General features: G+C 70.1%; 18 protein-coding genes. 10 read left to right on the top strand and 8 right to left on the bottom strand.

Features of this window, described 5'->3' with window-relative positions; all coding sequences use genetic code 11:
* The 3 genes from VIG79_RS13055 to VIG79_RS13065 form a co-directional block, all read left to right on the top strand.
* Nucleotides 1–993 (top strand): M17 family metallopeptidase (locus VIG79_RS13055; RefSeq protein WP_331886276.1); only part of this gene is annotated, 993 nt, incomplete at its 5' end.
* On the top strand, nucleotides 990–2,660 hold the full coding sequence (locus tag VIG79_RS13060) for an AbgT family transporter (protein WP_331886278.1): 1,671 nt from the start codon (nucleotides 990–992) through the stop codon (nucleotides 2,658–2,660). The genes VIG79_RS13055 and VIG79_RS13060, both read left to right, overlap by 4 nt.
* A 15-nt stretch (nucleotides 2,661–2,675) precedes the next feature.
* A complete protein-coding gene (locus VIG79_RS13065) occupies nucleotides 2,676–4,475 on the top strand; it encodes an SLC13 family permease (protein ID WP_331886280.1) in 1,800 nt (599 codons plus the stop codon).
* 1 nt (nucleotide 4,476) lies between these two features.
* Here VIG79_RS13065 and VIG79_RS13070 read toward each other — a convergent pair whose 3' ends face one another.
* Together VIG79_RS13070 and VIG79_RS13075 are read right to left on the bottom strand one after the other, a co-directional pair.
* Entirely contained in the window at nucleotides 4,477–4,872 is a 396-nt protein-coding gene (locus tag VIG79_RS13070; protein ID WP_331886282.1) for an SHOCT domain-containing protein, read from the bottom strand.
* 209 nt (nucleotides 4,873–5,081) lie between these two features.
* Nucleotides 5,082–6,749, bottom strand: a complete 1,668-nt coding sequence (locus VIG79_RS13075; RefSeq protein ID WP_331886284.1) for an alpha-amylase family protein — start codon at nucleotides 6,747–6,749, stop codon at nucleotides 5,082–5,084.
* A gap of 137 nt (nucleotides 6,750–6,886) precedes the next feature.
* Between VIG79_RS13075 and VIG79_RS13080 the strand changes: the two genes are divergently transcribed.
* From VIG79_RS13080 to ligD, 5 genes are all read left to right on the top strand, one after another.
* Nucleotides 6,887–7,891: an SDR family oxidoreductase gene (locus VIG79_RS13080; protein ID WP_331886286.1), complete on the top strand. Its 1,005-nt coding sequence runs from the start codon at nucleotides 6,887–6,889 to the stop codon at nucleotides 7,889–7,891.
* Entirely contained in the window at nucleotides 7,888–8,328 is a 441-nt protein-coding gene (locus VIG79_RS13085; RefSeq protein ID WP_331886288.1) for a hypothetical protein, read from the top strand. The genes VIG79_RS13080 and VIG79_RS13085 overlap by 4 nt, the downstream gene beginning before the upstream one ends.
* A 376-nt stretch (nucleotides 8,329–8,704) precedes the next feature.
* Complete coding sequence (locus VIG79_RS13090; RefSeq protein WP_331886290.1) at nucleotides 8,705–9,613, top strand: Rieske 2Fe-2S domain-containing protein; 909 nt, start codon at nucleotides 8,705–8,707, stop codon at nucleotides 9,611–9,613.
* Between the two features lie 141 nt (nucleotides 9,614–9,754).
* A complete protein-coding gene (locus tag VIG79_RS13095) occupies nucleotides 9,755–11,386 on the top strand; it encodes a DNA polymerase ligase N-terminal domain-containing protein (protein ID WP_331886292.1) in 1,632 nt (543 codons plus the stop codon).
* A gap of 18 nt (nucleotides 11,387–11,404) precedes the next feature.
* Entirely contained in the window at nucleotides 11,405–12,367 is a 963-nt protein-coding gene (gene ligD, locus VIG79_RS13100) for a non-homologous end-joining DNA ligase (protein WP_331886294.1), read from the top strand.
* Between the two features lie 3 nt (nucleotides 12,368–12,370).
* Here the strand turns inward: ligD and VIG79_RS13105 are convergent, their stop codons facing one another.
* The 6 genes from VIG79_RS13105 to VIG79_RS13130 form a co-directional block, all read right to left on the bottom strand.
* A complete protein-coding gene (locus VIG79_RS13105; protein WP_331886296.1) occupies nucleotides 12,371–13,651 on the bottom strand; it encodes an MFS transporter in 1,281 nt (426 codons plus the stop codon).
* Entirely contained in the window at nucleotides 13,648–14,262 is a 615-nt protein-coding gene (locus VIG79_RS13110; protein ID WP_331886298.1) for a helix-turn-helix domain-containing protein, read from the bottom strand. Before VIG79_RS13110 ends, VIG79_RS13105 begins: the two co-directional genes overlap by 4 nt.
* 47 nt (nucleotides 14,263–14,309) lie before the next feature.
* Nucleotides 14,310–14,531: a hypothetical protein gene (locus tag VIG79_RS13115; RefSeq protein ID WP_331886300.1), complete on the bottom strand. Its 222-nt coding sequence runs from the start codon at nucleotides 14,529–14,531 to the stop codon at nucleotides 14,310–14,312.
* Nucleotides 14,532–14,625: 94 nt separating this feature from the next.
* Nucleotides 14,626–15,606 (bottom strand): hypothetical protein, encoded by a 981-nt coding sequence (locus VIG79_RS13120; RefSeq protein ID WP_331886302.1) that lies wholly within the window; start codon nucleotides 15,604–15,606, stop codon nucleotides 14,626–14,628.
* 68 nt (nucleotides 15,607–15,674) lie between these two features.
* Nucleotides 15,675–16,229 (bottom strand): type 1 glutamine amidotransferase domain-containing protein, encoded by a 555-nt coding sequence (locus VIG79_RS13125; RefSeq protein ID WP_331886304.1) that lies wholly within the window; start codon nucleotides 16,227–16,229, stop codon nucleotides 15,675–15,677.
* Complete coding sequence (locus tag VIG79_RS13130; protein WP_331886306.1) at nucleotides 16,226–16,744, bottom strand: pyridoxamine 5'-phosphate oxidase family protein; 519 nt, start codon at nucleotides 16,742–16,744, stop codon at nucleotides 16,226–16,228. Before VIG79_RS13130 ends, VIG79_RS13125 begins: the two co-directional genes overlap by 4 nt.
* 491 nt (nucleotides 16,745–17,235) lie before the next feature.
* On the opposite strand from VIG79_RS13130, the gene VIG79_RS13135 reads away from it, so the two are divergent.
* The gene (locus VIG79_RS13135; RefSeq protein ID WP_331886350.1) at nucleotides 17,236–17,964 is read left to right on the top strand and encodes an amino acid ABC transporter ATP-binding protein; all 729 of its coding nucleotides are present in this window, start codon (nucleotides 17,236–17,238) and stop codon (nucleotides 17,962–17,964) included.
* 54 nt (nucleotides 17,965–18,018) lie between these two features.
* Entirely contained in the window at nucleotides 18,019–18,885 is an 867-nt protein-coding gene (locus tag VIG79_RS13140; protein ID WP_331886308.1) for a glutamate ABC transporter substrate-binding protein, read from the top strand.
* Nucleotides 18,886–18,897 lie beyond the last annotated feature (12 nt).

Raw genomic sequence — 18,897 nt, forward strand, 5'->3', positions numbered from 1 at the left:
GGGCAGGCGATCGCCGACGCCTACAACCTCGGCCGTGACCTCGCCAACTGCCCGGCAGCGACCCTCACCGCGGCCCGGATGGCCGAAGTGGCCGCGCTGCTCGGACCCGACGCCGGACTGGAGGTCGAGTCCTTCGACGAGGAGCAGCTCATCGCGATGAGCTGCGGGGGCATCCTCGGGGTCAACATGGGCAGCGCCGAGCCGCCCCGGCTGATCCGGATGCGGTATGCGCCGGAGTCGCCGACCGGCCGGCTAGCGCTGATCGGCAAGGGGATCATGTACGACTCGGGCGGCATCAGCCTCAAGCCCAGCGACGAGTCCCACGCGCAGATGAAGAACGACATGACCGGGGCGGCGGCGATCCTCGCGACCATGACCGCCCTCCAGGCGGTGGGCTGCACGACGGCCGTGACCGCGTACCTCTGCTGCACCGACAACATGCCGTCCGGCACCGCCATGAAGCTGGGCGACGTCCTCACGATGCGCAATGGGAAGACCGTCGAGGTCCTCAACACCGACGCCGAAGGACGGCTGGTGATGGCGGACGGGTTGTCCCTGGCCGTCGAGGAGCCGGTCGACGCCGTCGTCGACGTCGCGACGCTGACCGGCGCCTGCCTGCGGACGTTCGGTGTCGAGATCGCCGGGCTGATGGGCAACAACGCCCAGCTGCTCGAGCAGCTCAAGGCCGCCGGAGAGCTCGTCGACGAGCCGGTCTGGGAGCTTCCGCTCTACCGGCCGTACCGCAGCCAGCTCGACTCCACGATCGCCGACATGACCAACATGGGCGGTCCGAACGCGGGGTCGATCACGGCCGCGCTCTTCCTCGAGGAGTTCGTCGACGGCCACCCGTGGGCGCACGTCGACATCGCCGGCACCGCGCAGCTCCCGGCGCCGCGGACGTGGCGCAACAAGGGCGCGACCGGCTTCGGCACGAAGCTTCTCATCGAGCTCGCGACGTCGTTCCGGCCGCCGGCCGGGACGGACGAGCCGTGAGCGCCGACACCGCTCCTCCGGAGGAGGAGACCCCGCAGGGCCAGAAGGGGTTCCTCGGCACCATCGAGCGGATCGGCAACAAGATCCCGCACCCCGCGATCATCTTCCTCGGCCTGATCGCCATCGTCGTTCTGCTGTCCGCGATCCTGTCCTGGGCCGGGCTCGAGGCCCAGGTCCAGGTCGCGGTCCCGCAGGGCACCCAGGTCGTCCCGGACTACAGCGACGCCGGGTCGATGTACCCGTCGCTCGACCATGCGACCGAGCCGCCGGTCCCCGACTACGAGATCAAGACCGAGACGATCACCGTCAACAGCCTGCTCAGCGCGGACGGGATCCGGCTCATCTTCACCACGGTCGTCCAGAACTTCAACGACTTCGGCGTGGTGGCGGTCATCCTCGTCGCGATGATCGGCATCGGCGTAGCCGAGGAGGCCGGCCTCATCGCCGCGCTGATCCGCAAGCTGGTGTCCGCGGCGCCGCCGTGGTCGATCACCTTCATCATCGTCCTCATCGGCGGCATCTCGAGCGTCGCGTCCGATGCCGGCTACCTCGTGCTCGTCCCCTTGGGCGGCGCCGTCTTCGCGTCCCTGGGCCGAAACCCGCTGGCGGGCATCGCCGCCGCGTACGCCGGCGTCAGCGCGACCTTCTTCGTCAACATCCTCATCACGCCCGCCGACGGGATCATCACCGAGGTCACCAACGAGATCATGGGGGGCGTCGCACCCAACGCGCCACCGCTCACCGTGACTCACAACTTCTACTTCAGCGCGGTCTCGACGATCGTCATGGCTGCCGTCATGACCTTCCTCAACGACCGGTTCCTCGAGCCGCGGCTGGGCAAGTGGGACCCCTCCGAACGCCCGCCGGACGCGCCCGTCGACCACGTCCCGGACGCCGAGGAGCTCACGCTCGAGACCAAGGGCCTGCGGACCGCCGGCCTCTACCTGCTGGTGGCCGTGGTCATCCTGTCCCTGCTGACGTTCCTGCCGAGCGCCCCGCTGCGTAACCCGGACACCGGCGAGATCTTCGGCAACAGCCCCTTCATGTCCAGCCTGCTGTTCATCATCTCGATGCTCTTCCTCGTCACGGGCATCGGCTACGGCCGCGGAGCGAACACGCTGACCGGCAGCACGAACATCATCAACGCCATCGTGAAGACCTTCAACGGGCTGGGCGGGCTGATCTTCCTCATGCTGCTCATCGCCCAGTTCATCACCTACCTCAACTACTCCAACATGTCGCGGCTAGCGGCCACGGGCCTCGCGGATGCCCTGGGACACGCCAACATCGGGGCGCTACCCCTGCTGATCGGGTTCATCCTGCTGGTCTTCGTGATCGACATCATCATGCCGGGCGTCATCCCGAAGTGGGCCATCATCGCGCCCATCTTCATCCCGCTCTTCTACAACCTCGGGATCGCGCCGCAGACGGTCATCGCGGCCTACCGGGTGGGCGACGGACCGGTCAACGTCATCACGCCGTTGATGGTCTACCTGCCGTTCATCATCCTGGTGTGCCAGCGCTACCGGAGGTCCGCGGGGATGGGCACGGTGGTGTCGATGATGATGCCCTACACCGTCGTCGTGCTCGTGGCGTGGACGATCTTCTTCGTCATCTGGTACGTCAGCGGCATTGCGTGGGGCCCCGGCTCACCCGTCCATCTCTGACACCGGGGTTGTCCCGTGGATGACGCTACCCTCACCCTGGTCATCCTCGGTGCCGTCATCGTCCTCTTCGTCTGGAACCGGCTGTCCGTCGGCGTCGTGGCCATCCTCACGATGCTGGCGCTGTGGGCCACCGGGCTGCTGCCCGTCGAGGCGGTGCTCGCGGGCTTCGGTGACCCCGTCGTCGTGTTCATTGCGACGCTCTTCGTCGTCAGCGAGGGCATCGACTCGACCGGCGTCACGACCTGGCTGGGCCAGCTCATCGTCGCCAAGGCCGGTGAGAGCCGGGCTCGGCTCCTTCTCGCCATCGGCCTGCTGTGCGCCGTCCTCACCGCCCTCATCACCCTGAACGGGTCGGTCGCGGCGCTGCTCCCCCTTGTCGTCGTGCTGGCCATGCGGATCGGACAGCCGCCGTCGCAGATGCTCATGCCCCTGGCCTTCACCGGCAGCTGTGGAGCCCTGTTCATGCTGACCGGCAGCCCGGTCAACGTCATCGTGTCGGAGGCGGCGCAGGACAGCGGCGCTCCACCGTTCCCCTTCTTCTCGTTCGCCGTTGTCGGGGTCCCCTTGCTGGCCGGGACGTTGGCCATCTGCGTCCTGCTCGGCCCCCGTCTGCTGCCGCACCGCCGACCGGCCCACCAGGACGCCGACCTCGGGCGTCACGCCGAGACCCTCGAGCAGTACTACTCGCTCACCGACGGCTTCTTCCGGCTCCGGTTGCGCGACCTCTCCCCGCTCGTGGGGCAGACGCCGGACGAGACGGAGCTGTCCGCATACCCCGGCGTCGTCCTGGTGGGCGTCCAGGACCCGGAACGCCGGCCGGTGACCGACCGCACGCTCGCGGTCGACGACGTGCTCGTCGTGAGCGGACCTCGGCACGAGGTCAGCCGGATGACCATCGACCTGGCCCTCGCGGTCGCGATGGACGGGTCCGCCGACGCCGGCGCCCTGCTGACGCGGGAGGCCGGCGCCGTCGAGGTCGTCGTACCACCACGCTCGTCGCTGGTCGGGGAGAAGGTCTACCCCGGGATGAAGCGGGCGTACGACCTGGTCATCCTCGCGGTCCAGCGGATGGGCAAGGACCGCCTTCGGGAGCAGACCGAGCTGGTCGCCGGCGACGCGCTGCTGCTCCAGGGCAGCTGGGCGGCCCTCGACTCGCTGTCGCACGACCGCACGGTGCTCGTCGTCGACTCCCCTGACGTCATCCGGCGGCAGGCGGTGCCCTGGGGTCCCAAGGCCACCGTCGCCGTGGCGATCGTCACGGGGATGGTGGTGCTCCTGGCCTTCGGCGTCGTGCCGCCGGCCATCGCCGGCCTGATCGCCGCTACCGCGATGGTGGTGACCCGCGTCGTCAGCGTGCCGCAGGCCTACCGGTCCGTCTCGTGGCAGACCGTCGTCCTCATCGGCGGGCTCATCCCACTGACCACCGCAATCCGGACCAGCGGAGCGGCGGACCAGATCGCCTCGGTCATCACCGCCGTCGTCGGGGACGGCCGCCCCTTCGTGCTCATGGTGGCGATGTTCCTGCTGACCGCAGTGCTCGGCCAGATCGTCAGCAACACCGCCACCGTCCTCATCGTGACGCCGATCGCCGTCTCCGCAGCGGCCGCCACCCACACCTCGGTCCAGCCGGTGCTCATGCTCATCGCGGTAGCGGGGTCAGCAGCGCTGCTGACCCCGATCGCGACCCCGGCCAACCTCATGGTGATGACGCCGGGCGGCTACCGGTTCGGGGACTACTGGCGGCTCGGGTTGCCGATAATGCTGTGGTGGCTGGCCGTGAGCCTCGTCGTGATCCCCCTGGTCTGGCGGTTCTGACTCAGGCGAGGACCTTGGCCTTCATCGCGGCGAACTCGTCGTCGTTGATGGCACCGGACTTGTGCAGGTCGGCCAGCTTGGTCAGCTCGTCGACCGGGCTGGTCGACGGCGCTGCGCCCCTGGCCGTCTCGGTGATGTACCTGTCCATCGCCTGCCTCGACTCACGGGCATGCTGCAGATCGCGTTCCTGCATGGAGCTGCCACGGGCGATGACGTAGACGAGGACACCGAGGAACGGGACGAAGACGATGAGGATCGTCCACCCCGCCTTGCCCCAGCCGCCGAGGTCGGCGCTGCGGAAGATGTCGAGGATGATGCGGAACAGCAGGAACAGCCAGGCGATCCAGAGGAAGAAGTACAGCATGGTGAGGAACAGGTTGAGCAGGGGGTAGTCCACGAAACGCTCCTTAAGATGGCTGACGCAGTCGGCACGCTAGTGCAGTCGCCCGGGCAGCAACGGGATTTCCGGACGAGTCGGCGGGCGTGTCGAGCGGTGTGCCACCCGACACACTGTGGACGGTCTCCGTCCCTCTGAGGTCGCTCAGCGTTCACAGTGCGGCGGCGCCGACGGGGCCGGTGGTCCGTAACGCTCGGCCCACCCCACCACTACGTCTGGTTCGCCACCCACCCGCGGCGCAGCCGGATCCACCGGTAGCCATAGGGGTTCAGGGCCAGCCCGGTCAGGGTCTTGGTCGGGGCGGCGTAGGCGTCGTCGGCGAACACCTCTCGCGGCGTCTCGACGGCCACGTCCTTCTGCGGCCCCAGGTCGACGGTCAGGGGTTCGCTGTCGAGGTTGTGCAGGAGCAGCAGCGTGCCCTCGTCCGCGTCGAAACGGTGCACCAGGACCGCCGGCGGCATCGCCTGGTCGATGACGGTGAGCCGACCGGTGCCCACCTCCGGGCACTCCTTGAGGGTGCGGATCATCTCGGCGAACCACCGCAAGAGCGAGGTGTGGTCCCGTTGCTCGTCGATGACGTTGGGCCTCGTGCGGCGACCGACGCCCCGCGGCGCCAGGGGGTGCGCGAACGACGCCGGGTCGGCTGGGGAGAACCCCGCCCGAGCCCCGGGTTCCCACTGCATCACCGTGCGCATCGAGTCGCGACCGGGCTGCGACATGAGGTCGGCCATCCCGATCTCCTCGCCGTACCGGATCATCGGCGTTCCCGGGAGCGAGAACTGCAGCGAGTACGCGAGCCGCATCCGAGCCTCGTCGCCACGGAACATGGGGGCCAGCCGTCGGCGGATCCCGCGGTCGAACTCCCGGGAGCGCGGGTCCGGCGCGAACGCCGCGTACACGTCGTCGCGCTGCTCGGTGGTGAGCCGGCTGAGGTCGAGCTCGTCGTGGTTACGCAGGAAGGTGACCCACTGCGCCCGGTCCGCGAGTGGGGTCATCTGCTTCAGGCCGGTGAGCAGCGGCTCGGCCCGGCGCCGGGCCAGCGCGAGCCACAGGAGGGGGTTGATCTCGAAGGCGAACAGCATCTGGGCGCGGTCGTTCTGGCCGCCGCGGGTCGAGGCCGTGTAGAGCTGGATGACGTCAGGGTCGACGTTCGCCTCGCACAGCAGGACCGCATCGCCCCGGATCCACTGCAGGTGCTGGCGCCACTCGTCGAGGATCGCGAAGTCGTTCTGTACCCATCCATGGGCGGTGCGGCGCTCGAGGATGAACGGGGCCGCATCGATGCGGAAGCCCGAGGCGCCCAGCTGCAGCCAGAAGGCGATGATCTTCTTGACCTCGCGCCGCACGGCCGGGTTCGACCAGTTGAGATCCGGCTGGAAGTCGAAGAACCGGTGGTAGTACCAGGCGCCGGCCTCGTCGTCCCAGGTCCACGTCTCGGTCTGCTCACCGGGGAAGACCATCCCCTCGAACCGGTCCGGTGGTTCGGTCTCGCTCCAGACGTACCAGTCGCGGTACGGCGAGTCCGGAGAGCTGCGGGCGCTTCGGAACCACGGGTGCTGGTCGGAGGTGTGGTTGACGACCAGGTCGAGCAGGATCCGGATGCCTCGCTCCTCCGCCTCCCGGAACAGCTCGACGACGTCGCCGAGGCTGCCCAGCCGGGGGTCGACGCCGTAGTAGTCGCTGACGTCGTACCCCGCGTCACGCATCGGGCTCGGGTGGATCGGGTTGAGCCACAGGCAGGTCACGCCGAGCCGCGAGAGGTAGTCGAGCCGGCTGACCAAACCCTGGAAGTCTCCACAGCCGTCCCCGTCGGAGTCCTGGTAGGTGTCCACCTCGAGGCTGTAGATGACGGCCTGCTTGTACCACCGGTTCGACATGGCAGCAGTCAATCCCACCTCGACGGACGGCGCGCCCCAGGGCCGGTACGGGGTTTGGCCGGCCGTCGCCCGGGGCAGGTGCACGAGCGGGGGATACAGGCATACGCACGTCCGAACGGTGGAGGAGCTGGTCATCCATGTCCCGACTGGTGGTGGTCACCGGGGCGAGTGGCGGTATCGGGCGAGCGACGGCCCTGGAGTTCGCCCGGCGCGGCGACCGGGTCGCACTCATCGCCCGCGGCGAGGCCGGCCTCGACGCCGCCGCGGCGCAGGTCCGCGAGCTCGGTGTCAGCGCCCTCGCGGTACCGACGGACGTGGCGGACTACGAACAGGTGGCCGCGGCGGTGGAGCGCATCGAGGACGAGATGGGCCCCATCGACGTCTGGGTGAACGTCGCCTTCACGTCGGTCTTCGCGCGGTTCGACGACATCGCGCCCGAGGAGTACCGACGGGCCACCGAGGTGACCTACCTCGGGTACGTGTGGGGCACCAAGGCCGTCCTGCCGCGGATGAAGCAGCGCAACCGGGGCACCATCGTCCACGTCGGCTCTGCCCTCGCCTACCGGGGCATCCCGCTGCAGACCGCCTACTGCGGTGCGAAGCACGCCACCCAGGGGTTCCACGAGGCCTTGCGGTGCGAGCTGCTTCACGAGCGCAGCGCCGTCAGCGTGACGATGGTCCAGATGCCGGCGGTGAACACCCCGCAGTTCTCGTGGGTGCTCAACAAGCTGCCCGAGCACGCCCAGCCGGTGGCCCCGATCTACCAGCCGGAGGTCGCCGCGCGCGCCGTGGTGTTCGCTGCCGACCACCCGCGACGGCGCGAGTACTGGGTGGGGTCCAGCACCGTCTTGACGCTGATGGCCAACGCCGTCGTGCCGGGCCTGCTCGACCGGTACCTGGGCCGGACCGGTTTCTCGTCGCAGCAGACCGGCGAACCCTCCCCCGACGACCCACCGGTCAACCTGTGGAAGCCCGCCGACGGCTCGGACGGACGGGACTTCGGCGCCCACGGTGCGTTCGACGACCGTGCGCACGCGGGGAGCGCCCAGCAGTGGGTCGCGCACCGGTACCCCCAGGTCGCCGGCGCGGTCGCCGCATCCGTCGGCGGCCTGGCCGTCTGGGCGATGGCGCGACGGCGATGACCGGGGCGACCACCGGGTCCGACCGGCTCTCGCGGACCAGTGGCGTCCTGGCGGCGCTGTGGGGAGCTGCACTGCTCACCGCCGGCCGGGATGTCTGGTACGTCGTGGACGGCCGGCGTCCCACGCCTGGCGACGAGGCGGCGGTCCGGTTCCTCGGTGCCCGGCACCTCACTCAGGGCGTGCTCCAGGCGGTCATGCCCAGCCGGTTCCAGCGGCTCTACGTCGCCGTCGACGTCACGCACGCGGCGTCGATGTTCTGGCTCGCGGCCGTCGACGAACGGCGTCGCCGGCCGGCCGTGGTGAGCGGGGTCGCGGCCCTGGTGGCCGCGTCGGTCACCCTGGCCGCGAGGCGGGCTCGAGGGTCCGCAACGGCTGGAGGCGGACGCCGCCCGGTCGACGCCGGATCTCGGCGACCACAGCCCGTTCGCGGCTCCTGAGCGCGTCGGCGGCGAGATCTCGGCCTGGTGCGCCCGGCACCGACGGGCCCGCATGCCCGGCGAGGAGCCGCTCGACCCGGTCCAGCTCGGCGACCAGGTCCCGGAGCGGCAGCTCGCGCAACGCGCCGTACCCCACAGGGGACGGGCCACGCGGGGGGCTCACGACCGCCGACCGGTGGACGGTATGTACAAGGGTAGGACAGCGAGGAGCGTCGCCATTGACGGTCCTTCCTCAGACTTCAGAGACAGCACCTGCACGGATGAGGAGTGCAGTACCCCGATTCTCACGCACCTACACGTCGAGCAACAGGGGTTCCCGACCGTGACAACGGGGCGGTGTCGGTTCGGAAGCCGGACCCTGGGGTAGGTCCCCCGCATGTCGCTCTCCGCACGCCTGGCCCGGCTGGTCGACCGCTCGACGACCGCCGTGGAACGGGCCTCCGTCCTGGACGCTCCGTCGGAGGCCCTCGACCGGCTCGCCTCCCGGATCCCGGTCGGGCCGGTGAAGGACCTGCTGTCGGGCGTCGCCCTCGGTCACCCACTCCACCCGGTCCTCGTCACGGTCCCGATCGGCGCGTTCACCAGTGCGTTGGCCCTCGACGTCGAGGGGCGGCAGCAGTCCGCTGCCCGGACGCTGGTCGGGCTCGGGCTGGTGAGCAGCGTGCCGACGGCGTTGGCCGGGCTGACCGACTGGAGCGACACCCGTGGCGCCGAGCGTCGCGTCGGTCTGGCGCATCTGGCCCTGAACGTCGTCGGGTTGAGTGTGATCGGCGCGTCGTGGCTCGCCCGGCGACGTGACCCCGGGACGGGGCGGTTCGACACTCCCGGGGCCTGGCTGACCCTCACCGGCTTCGGCATCGTCGGCGCCTCCGCCTGGCTGGGCGGTCATCTCGCGTACGCGATGGGGGTCGGCGTCGACACGACCGCCTTCCAGCGTCCCCCGACCGAGTGGGCCGACGCCGTCGACGACGCCGACCTCCTCGAAGGCCAGCCCGTGGTGGTCACCGTCGAGGCCACGTCGGTCCTCCTCGTGCGGACCGGAGGCCGTCTCCACGCCCTCGCCGACCGGTGCACCCACCGGGGCGGCCCGCTCCACGAGGGCACGATCGCCGACGGGTGCGTCGAATGTCCGTGGCACGCGAGCCGGTTCGCCCTCGCGGACGGCGCTGTCGTCCAGGGCCCGGCTACCAGGCCCGCGCCAGTGTTCGAGACCCGCGTGGTCGACGGCCGGGTCCAGGTCCGCCGCGACGAGATCCGGACCCTGCGGTTGAACCCGGTCGGCTGACCCATCTGGACGGAAGGCCTTCCTCGGCCGCTGATCCGAGCAGGTAGGCGCAGGGCCGGGTTCGCCTTCCGAGGGACCTGACCCTGCGCATACCGCTCGTTCCGGCCAGAATCGGAAGGTCTGCCCGGAAGGAGGTCGCGCATGCCAGGCACCGCGCCTCGTCGAGCGGCCTCGGACCCGCTGGCCACGTACCGGTACAAGCGCGACTTCACCAGGACGCGGGAGCCGGCCGGCGCGACGGTGCCCGTCGCTTCCCTACCCGCCGGGAACCGGTTCGTCGTGCAACGGCACCGGGCCCGCCGGCTGCACTACGACTTCCGTTTGGAGATGGGTGGGGTCCTCGCCAGCTGGGCCGTCCCGAAGGGCCCCACGCTCGACCCGTCGGTACGCCGCGCCGCGTTCCACGTCGAGGACCACCCGCTGGAGTACTACGACTTCGAGGGCGTCATCCCCGCGGGCGAGTACGGCGGCGGCGACGTCATCGTGTGGGACGCCGGCACCTGGGACCACTACTACCAGCGCGAGGGGCGTGACCCCGTCGACGCGGTGGGCCACGGCGAGCTCCACATGGAGCTGGACGGCCAGAAGCTGAAGGGAAAGTTCGTCCTCGTTCGGACGTCGGTGGACGACGCGGGCAAGGAGAGCTGGCTGCTGCTGCACAAGAAGGACGAGTTCGTCGTGGCCGGATGGGACGCGGAGGAGCATCCGCGTTCGGTCCTGTCCGGCCGCACCAACGACGAGGTCAAGGCCGACCCCGACCGGCTGTGGCGCTCGGATCTCCCGGCCGCCGAGGCCGCAATCGCCCTCCACCCGCCGACGTTCGAGCCGGTGTCTCGGGCCGAGCTCCGCGCGCTCGACCGCATCGGCGTCGCCGGCCGGTGGGAGGTGTTCGGTCACGAGGCCCGACTGACGAACCTCGACAAGGTCCTCTTCCCACCCCGTGGACGCGAGAAGCCGGTCACCAAACGGGACCTCGTGCGGTATGCGGCGCAGATCGCCCCGACCCTCGTCCCCTACCTCACGCGGCGAGCGCTGAACATGCACCGGTTCCCGAACGGGGTTGGTACCACAGGCTTCTGGCACAAGGAACTGCCCGGCCATGCGCCGTCGTGGCTGGCCCGCTGGGACAACCCGGACGCCGACCAGGGCGAGACGCTGACGTACCTCGTCGTCGACGAGCCGGCGACCCTGGTGTGGGTGGCGAACTACGGCGCGCTGGAGTGGCACGCCTGGACGTCGCGGGTCGAGGACCCGAACCGGCCGACCTACGCGCTGGTCGACCTCGACCCCGGCGAGCGGACCACGTGGCCCGAGCTCCTGGCCCTCGCGCGGCTGCACCGGACGGCGTTCGAGCACCTCGGTGTCGAGGCGTGGCCGAAGCTGACCGGCCGGCGCGGCATCCAGATCTGGGTACCGGTCGAGACCGGACCCTCGTTCGACGAGACCCGCGAGTGGGTGGAGCGGGTGTCGCGCACCGTGGGCGCGGTCATGCCCGAGCTGGTGAGCTGGAAGTGGCAGGTCCGCGACCGATCGGGTCTGGCCCGGCTGGACTACACCCAGAACGCGATCAACAAGACCCTGGTGGCGCCCTACAGCCCGCGGGCCGCTCCGGGGGCGCCGGTCTCGGCGCCGATCGAGTGGGACGAGCTCGACGACCCCGGGCTCCGGCCCGACCGCTACACGATCCGGACCATCCTGCGGCGGCTCGACGAGCGCGGCGACCTCTTCGCCCCGGTCCTCACGACCCGCCAGCGCCTCCCCACCCTCCACTGACGACCTAGTCTCAGGCCCATGGCCAGTGCGTTGCCCCGGGACGTCACGCCGATGCTCGCCACGGCGGGGTCGCTGCCGGACAAGGACGAGGGCTGGGCCTACGAGATCAAGTTCGACGGCGTGCGCGTCCTCACCTTCGTCGAGAAGGGCGAGGCCCGGCTGGTCACCCGCAACGGCAACGACGTGACGTCCTCCTACCCGGAGCTCGCTGACATCGCCGCCGCCCTCGACGGCCACTCGGCGATCCTCGACGGCGAGGTCGTCGTGTTCGACCCCCAGGGCCGGACCGACTTCTCGCTCCTCCAGTCGCGGATGCACGTGCGCGCACCCTCCGAGGCGTTGCGCCGCTCGGCCCCGGTCCGGCTGCTCGTCTTCGACCTGCTCCACCTCGACGGGGAGTCGCTGATGCCGCGCTCCTACGACGAGCGCCGCGCGGCCCTGCTCGACCTCGGCCTCCGGGCGGCCGCCTGGGACACGCCGCGAGCCGTCGAGGGCGACGGGCCGACGATCGCCGAGGCGTCCCGCGAGCAGGGGCTCGAGGGCATCATGGCCAAGCTGCGCTCGGCGCCGTACCTGCCGGGCCGCCGCGTGACCACCTGGCTCAAGGTCAAGAACATCCGCCGCACCTCGGCCGTCGTTGTGGGCTGGCGGCCGGGAGAGGGCAACCGCGAAGGTCACCTCGGGTCGCTGCTCCTCGGTGTCCACGGCGAGACCGGGTTCGAGTATGCGGGTCAGGTCGGGACGGGGTTCACCGCCGCGACCCTCCGGCAGCTCGAGGCCCTGCTGGAGCCGCTGACCGCCGACGCGTCCCCACTCGACCAGGCAGTCCCCCGGGCGCAGGCCCGCAACGCGAGATGGGTGCGCCCGGAGCTGGTGGCCGAGGTCGACTACACCGAGTGGACCCGGGACGGCCGGATGCGGCACCCGTCGTTCAAGGGGCTTCGCGACGACTACGACCCGGCCGACGTCGTCCGAGACTGACCGTCACGCCCCCAGGGCCTCCACCGCCTCCAGGTCCTCGACCCGACGGATCTGCACGACTGGCGACCACAGCAGCCAGAGGATCCCGAGACAGCCACCCACGCCGGCCACGACGAGGGTCGTCGGTACGCCGACCCACTCCGCCATGAACCCGCCGAGCAGCGCGCCCAAGGGCCGGACGCCGTAGTTCACCGTTGCATACGCACCGGCCGAGCGGCTGCGCATCCGATCCGGGGTGACCGCCGTCTGGATCGAGTTGATGTTGATGTCGTAGAGCATCACGCCCACCGACCCGACGAACTCGACCGCCGCCAGCACCGCGATCTTCGCCCAGCTCGGGCCGGACGCCAGCGGGATGAACGCCAAGGGGGCACTGAAGAGCACCGCCCCGATGACACCGGCAACGCCCGGGCCAACCCGGCGGGCGACCCGCGACGCGAACACCGCGCCGACGAGCCCGCCCACGGCACCGATCCCGAAGGCCAGCCCGATCTGCCCGGGGTCGAGCCCGAGGGTGCGGCTGGCGAAGAGGATGACGACGGCGGACGCGACGAACGAGAAGAGGTTCACGACCGTCGAACAGCCGAGCGTCGCACGCAGGTAGGGGTGCCGGCGCAGGAACCTCAGGCCCTCGACCGACCGCCGCCATAGCCCCGGGCCCTCTCCGGCCCCCTCGACCGGCGGTTCGTCGACCTTGACCGAGCCGATGGCCAGGGCCGATCCGAGGAACGACACCGCGTCGACGACCATCGCCACCGGTGCGGTCACTGCCTGGATGAGCAGCCCGCCCAGCGCAGGACCCGCGACGAACGACGCGGACCGCGTGGCGCTCAGCAGCGAGTTCGCCTGCAGGTACTGGTCGCGGCGGACCAGCCGCGCGAAGAAGGGAGGGTAGGAGGTCTGGTAGAGCACGCCGCCGGCGCCGAGGACCAGCGCAACCGCATACAGCAGCCACATCGACATGAACCCGGCCAGGTGCGCGATGGGCAGGACGGCGACCGCTGCCGCCTGGATGAGGTTCGCGACGACGAGGAGGCGCTTCTTGCGCCGCTGGTGGTCCACCCACGCGCCGACGACGAGCGAGAGCAGGTTGGGCGCCCAGATCGCCGCCGTCAGCACGCCGACCTCCGCCGCACTGGCCTGCAGCGTCGTGACGGCGATGAGCGGCAGGGCGAGCTCGGAGATCCGGTCGCCGAGCTGCGAGACGGTCTGTCCGGACCAGTAGGTCGCGAACCGGCGGTCGCGCCAGAGGGGACGGGTATGCGTATCGCTGAGGCTGGTCACGAGGTCGGTCCTCCGGGGGCCTCCGGATCGGCCGCCGGGAGGGTGTAGCGGAGCACCCGCACCCAGCGGGCCTCGGCCGGGTGCGTGTCCGACGGGTCGTCCTTGCGCAGCACGTACGGCGCGAGGAGCCGCTCGATCGCCTCCTCGACCTGGTCCAGCTCGGCCGGGGTGACGACGATCCGGGTGTTGGCCCGACCGGCCCGGCGTCGCCACGGCGGCTCCAGACGAGGCTCGTCCTCGGCGCGCCAGCGCCCGACGATGTCTCCGTCCACGCTCTCCATGACCTGCTCGAGCGCCCGGGCCGCCTCGAGCGAGTCGTCCTCCGGCTCCCCCGCGAACCGGAACCCGCGCGACACCGCCTCCCACCACCGCTCGCGACCGTGGTCACGTCGGGCCTGCGCATCGGACGCGTCACGGACCAGGCCGTGGACGGCGAGCTGGCGCAGGTGCCAGCTGGTGACCGAGGGGCTCGCGCCGACCGACTCGGACAGGCGGGTCGCGGTCGACGGGCCGTCCGACTGGAGCCGGGTCAGGATGGCCAGCCGCACCGGGTGGGCCAGGGCGCGCATCCCACGCGCGTCGAGCTCGACGTCGCCGTAGAGGTTGGCCATGACCGCTCCTTCGAGAGACTTCTATCGATAGAAACCTCTCATAAGGTTCACGCCGCGGTCAACCCTTCCTCGGGCATGAGGAACCAGTGCCGCGCGAAGCAGTGCACCTTCACGTGGGCGACCCCACCAGTCCCGCCGTCGTCGCGCCACTCCACCCACGCCGGCATCCCGCACTCCGGGCAGTAGACCAACGGCAGCGGCGACAGCTCCGAGGCGTCGAGGCCCCTCTCCCGGGCCGACGCCTCACTGGGCGCATGGTCGTGCTGCATGGTGGACAGGAGGCACCGGCCCCGGCTCTGATGCAGGTTGGGGTCAGGTTGGCGGAGTTACGACGCGCGCCGGTTCGCCGACAGCCTTAACCCCCTACCCGGAGAGACCCGCAGGGACGTCGGGTGCCGGCTCGCGGGAGCCGGTCTCGTAGACCGCCCCGGCGAGGAGGGCGAGGTGCCGGGTCCCCCGCCGGCGTCGCACGGTGAGGCTGAGGTCGGCGATGGAGGAGTTGACGACATGGTGTGCTTCGCCCGAAGGACCGTCGTAGTCCCATCCGACCGAGTCGCCCGCGCGACGCCGGAACAGACCGGAGACCTCCACGTCTCGACCGGTCACCCGGAAACAGCACTCGTGCCCTGACAGGTCGACGGAGGTCCCTCGCAGCCGGGTCAGGCCGCCCAACCGCAGCCGCTCCCCGTCGAGGACGAGCAGCCCGTTGGCCACCCAGGGGGTGAGTCGGCCGCGGACGAGGAGCCGCCCGGCCCCAATGTCGAGGTGACAGCCGTCGACGCCGATGTCGTTCCCCTGCAACCACACCCACCGCTCGGCATGCTCCGCTCCCCAGTTGTGTCCGACCATCCCGCGCCAGCCCGCGACGTCCTCCTCCATGCCGTCGATGCTGAACGTGCCGCCGAATGTCGACGCCGGGTTGAGGGTCTCGAGCTTGGTACGGGGCAGTGGTGAGCGATAGAGCCGGTCGGGCCGAAGGTGCCGAAACGCGGCGAGGCCGTCGTCGAAGGCCAGGTCCCAGGACACGGTCGTCCCACCCACGGTGAGATGCCCACTCGCCGAGTTGGCGGCGAGCACCCCTCCAGCGACGTCCACGTACGCGCCCGCCGGGTAGCCCACCTCGTCGGAAGTGACAAGCCGGCGCAGTGAGACCGGCGGTCCCTGACCGAACGCCGTGAACCAGAGGGCGCCGCTCAGGCGACCGTCGGCGTACCGGAGCGTCGTGTAGCGCACCCACACCGCGCGCCCGCCCTCCGGAGCCGCGGCCTTGAGGAAGAAGCTCTCGTATGCGCCGCGCCCGGCGGGCAGCGTCGGCACCTGGGCCCGGGCCCGCAGGCCCGTCACGGCGCATCCACCCCTGGTGCGGGCATACCAGAGTTGTACCGCCCGCGGCCCGCGGGCGGTACGGGTGACTAGCCGGCGGCGCCGGAGAAGAGGTCGACCAGCTCGCGGTTGAACGCCGGAAGGTCGTCGGGCTTGCGGCTGGTGACCAGCCACCCGTCGCGGACGACCTCCTCGTCCACCCACGTGCCACCCGCGTTGCGGATGTCGGTCTGGAGACTCGGCCACGAGGTGAGGCGGCGCCCGCTGAGCACCCCCGCCTCCACCAGGGTCCAGGGCGCGTGGCAGATCGCGGCGACCGGCTTGCCGGCGTCCACGAATCCTTTGACGAACCGGACCGCGTCCTTGTCCGCCCGCAACGCGTCCGGGTTGGCCACTCCGCCCGGCAGCACGAGACCGTCGTAGTCCGAGACGGACGCCTCGGCGAACGTCGTGTCGACCTCGAACGCGTCGCCCTTGTCGAGATGGTTGAAGGCCTGGGCCTTGCCGGACTCCAACGACACGAGGACCGGTGTGCCGCCGGCGGACTTGACGGCGTCCCAGGGCTGCTCGAGCTCGACCTGCTCGATGCCCTCGTTGGCGACGGCGAAGGCGATGGTCTTGCCCTCCAGGGGTGACGAGGTCATGAGGCACCCTCCAGGTCGACCGTGCCGGTGTCTCCGGACTTCGGCGGGTTGCCGGTCACCCGAGCCTTGACCATGTCAAGGGTCATGGCCAGCCGGCCGGGGCTGTCCCAGTACTGCGCCGACTCGCCCGACACCTTGACGACGACGACCGATGGGTCGTCCTCACCCTCGGGGAACCACGCCTCGGTGAAGGTGTTCCAGAGCTCCTTCTTCTTCTCGGCGTCGTCGACGACGTGGGCCGAGCCGGTGAGGGACAGCCATGCGCTGGTCCCGGCGTAGGACACGTTGACGTGCGGGCGGCTGCTGAGGTTGCGCACCGTCTCGGAGCGGTTGCTGGCGATGAACCAGACGTCGCCGTCGAACTCCGCCTCCTGCGTGGTCATCGGCGCCGCGTGGAGGCTGCCGTCGTCGGCGGTGGAGACGAACATGCTGGTCCGGACGTCCTTCATGATCGACTGGACGGTCTCCAGCGACGCTGAGCTCGACGCGGTGTTGGTATGCGTGTGATCGGTCATACGTGTCCCGTACCCGTCGCTCGGCGGCTCAACCAGGACGACTGACCACCAGCAGTCGGTTGCGGAACTGCCCGCCTCCGAGCGAACGCCCTCCGCACGAACGCCCTCCGCACGAACGCCACGGGCGACTACTTTGCGGGCAGGTCTGAGAAGTATCGGCCGAACCGCCCGATCGGGCCGGAACTACTCAGGCATGTCTGAGTAGCTGCGGCTGAGGCTCGGGACGCTCCAGCCCGGCGCAGCACCTGACCGCGTCCTCGGTCGCTGCGGCATCCGCGACGGACGGCGGCTCGACCATCGACGGATACCCGGCAAGTCCGCAGGTGGCTCTCACGCCTTCTTCACAATTCGGTGCCAATGAAGCGCCGGTAACCCCCACGAAACGTGCCGACCGGTAGGTTGCGCAAATGACCGACGCACCGGCGGACTCAGCGCAGGACTCGGACGCCTCGATGCCTCCGCAGCCCCCTCCACCCAAGGGCGGTGAGCCCATGGTCGAGATCAAGGCGGTCAACAAGCACTTCGGCGAGCTGCACGTGCTCAAGGACATCGACCTGACCGTCGGCAAGGGTGAGGTCGTCGTCGTCCTCGGTCCGTCCGGGTCGGGGAAGTCGACCCTCTGCCGCACCATCAACCGCCTGGAGACGTTCGAGTCCGGGTCGATCGCCATCGACGGCCAGGCGCTGCCCGAGGAGGGCAAGGAGCTGGCCCAGCTGCGCGCCGACGTCGGGATGGTGTTCCAGAGCTTCAACCTCTTCGCGCACAAGACGATCCTCGAGAACGTCACGCTCGGTCCGATCAAGGTCCGCAAGCAGAAGAAGTCGGCGGCGGAGCAGCGGGCCAAGGAGCTGCTCGAGCGCGTCGGTGTCGCCCACCAGTCCGAGAAGTACCCCGCCCAGCTCTCCGGTGGTCAGCAGCAGCGCGTCGCGATCGCCCGGTCACTGGCGATGGACCCCAAGGTCATGCTCTTCGACGAGCCGACCTCCGCGCTGGACCCCGAGATGATCAACGAGGTCCTCGACGTCATGATCCAGCTGGCGAAGTCGGGCATGACGATGATCGTCGTCACCCACGAGATGGGGTTCGCGCGCCGGGCGGCCAACCGGGTCGTCTTCATGTCGGACGGCGAGATCCTCGAGGACGCGACTCCCGACGACTTCTTCAACCACCCCAAGACGGAGCGGGCCAAGGACTTCCTCGGCAAGATCCTCACCCACTGACCTCACCCCAGATCACGCCCAATCGCGCGGGCACAACAGGGAGGAAACACCAGAATGAAACTCGGACGGATCAGCGCCGCCACGGTGGTGGCGCTCGCCGCCATCGGCCTCGCGGCCTGTGGTAGCGGCACGCCCGGAGGCTCCAGCGGGGGCGGAGGGGCCACCGGAGGCGGCGCCGCAGAAGCGGTGAAGGTCGGCATCAAGTTTGACCAGCCCGGAATGGGCCTCAAGGAGGGCTCGACCTACTCGGGCTTCGACGTGGACCTCGCCAACTACATCGCCAAGGAGCTCAACTACACGCCGACCTTCGTCGAGGCGGTCTCCTCGCAGCGCGAGACGCTGCTCAAGACCGGCCAGGTCAAGTACATCGTCGGCACCTACTCCATCACCGACGCCCGCAAGAAGGACGTCGACTTCGCCGGTCCCTACTTCATCGCCGGTCAGGACCTGCTCATCCGGGCCGACGACGCGTCGATCACCGGACCGGACTCCCTGGCCGGCAAGAAGCTCTGCTCCGTCAAGGGCTCCACGTCAGCGGTGAACGTCCAGAAGAAGGTCCCGGGCGTCAACCTGCAGGAGTACAACACCTACACGCTCTGCGTCGACGCCCTCAAGGCCAAGAACGTGGACGCGCTGACGACCGACAACACGATCCTCGCCGGCTACGCCGCCCAGGCGGCCAACAAGGGCCAGCTGAAGGTCGTGGGGCAGACGTTCTCCACGGAGAACTACGGTGTCGGCCTGCCGAAGGGCGACACGGCGCTCTGCCAGAAGGTCACCGACGCGGTCAACAAGTGGATCAGCTCTGGTGAGTGGCAGAAGGCGGTCGAGAAGAACCTCGGCCCGTCGGGCTTCAAGCCCGGTGCGGGTAACCCGCCCAAGCCCGCAGCGTGCGGCGCGTCGAGCGGCGCCACCGGCTGAGCAGCACCACGA

The sequence above is a fragment of the Lapillicoccus sp. genome, assembly GCF_036559105.1.
In the GTDB taxonomy this organism is placed as follows: domain Bacteria; phylum Actinomycetota; class Actinomycetes; order Actinomycetales; family Dermatophilaceae; genus Lapillicoccus.